Origin of the sequence: Brachyspira pilosicoli (genome assembly GCF_008016535.1) — a bacterium.
GTDB classification, from domain to species: domain Bacteria; phylum Spirochaetota; class Brachyspiria; order Brachyspirales; family Brachyspiraceae; genus Brachyspira; species Brachyspira pilosicoli_A.
This window is the reverse complement of the sequence record NZ_SAXY01000108.1, coordinates 1-562: the sequence shown is the minus strand read 5'-3', so window position 1 is coordinate 562 and position 562 is coordinate 1. Positions and strand designations below refer to the sequence as shown.

Annotated in this window: 1 rRNA gene; it reads right to left on the bottom strand. The window is 51.1% G+C overall.

Annotated elements, in window-relative coordinates:
* Nucleotides 1-560 (bottom strand): 16S ribosomal RNA (locus EPJ72_RS12930); the annotation flags it as partial.
* Between the last annotated feature and the right edge of the window lie 2 nt (nt 561-562).

Below are 562 nucleotides of genomic sequence, written 5' to 3'. Positions count from 1 at the left end.
TCCGCCTACTCACCCTTTACGCCCAGTAAATCCGAGCAACGTTTGCCTCCTACGTATTACCGCGGCTGCTGGCACGTAGTTAGCCGAGGCTTACATTATCTACTGTCACTCATTCTTCGATAATTTCCGAGGTTTACAACCCGAAGGCCTTCATCCCTCACGCGATGTCGCTCCATCAGACTTTCGTCCATTGTGGAAGATTCTCAGCTGCTGCCTCCCGTAGGAGTCTGGGCCGTATCTCAGTCCCAATGTGGCCGGTCACCCTCTCAGGTCGGCTACCTATCGTAGCTTTGGTAGGCCATTACCCTACCAACAGGCTAATAGGCCGCAGGCTCATCGTGAAGCGAAAAAACTTTCCTCTACTCTACTTATGTAGCAAGAGTATATACGGTATTAGTCCATGTTTCCATGGGTTATCCCCCACTTCACGGCAGATTACCTACGTGTTACTCACCAGTTCGCCGCTAACTTATCCAGTTGCCCGAATAAGCCCGCTCGACTTGCATGCTTAAGACGCATCGCCAACGTTCGCTCTGAGCCAGAATCAAACTCTCCATACTCA